This window comes from Paraburkholderia sp. SIMBA_053, assembly GCF_046534895.1.
Classification (GTDB): Bacteria; Pseudomonadota; Gammaproteobacteria; order Burkholderiales; family Burkholderiaceae; genus Paraburkholderia; species Paraburkholderia caledonica.
Genome location: NZ_JAWRXU010000906.1, coordinates 1 through 263, shown reverse-complemented (window position 1 = coordinate 263; position 263 = coordinate 1). Strand labels below are relative to the sequence as shown.

Sequence of the window (263 nt, the reverse complement as noted above, 5' to 3'; positions counted from 1 at the left end):
CGCGTGGAGCGAGCTTTTCTTGGTACATTTATAGTCCGCTTCGTGTGAAATATCCATATGTACGTGGTGTGCTTTGGGAAATGTGGCAAGAAGAACTACAAAATAACGAGTCACCATTAGATGCTTGGAAAAGCATTGTGGAAAACCCTGAAAAGGCACGTACGTATAAGCAGGCGCGTGGTAAAGGGGGATTCATTCGTGCGAATTGGGATGAAGTATTACAACTCGTTTCTGCTTCATTACTATACACAGTAATTAAATAC

The 263-nt window shown here is 42.2% G+C and carries 1 protein-coding gene; it reads left to right on the top strand.

Annotated features, from left to right (window positions below; all coding sequences use genetic code 11):
* A partial coding sequence (locus SB753_RS38245; RefSeq protein ID WP_410805318.1) for a hypothetical protein occupies window positions 1–263 on the top strand: 263 nt, incomplete at both ends.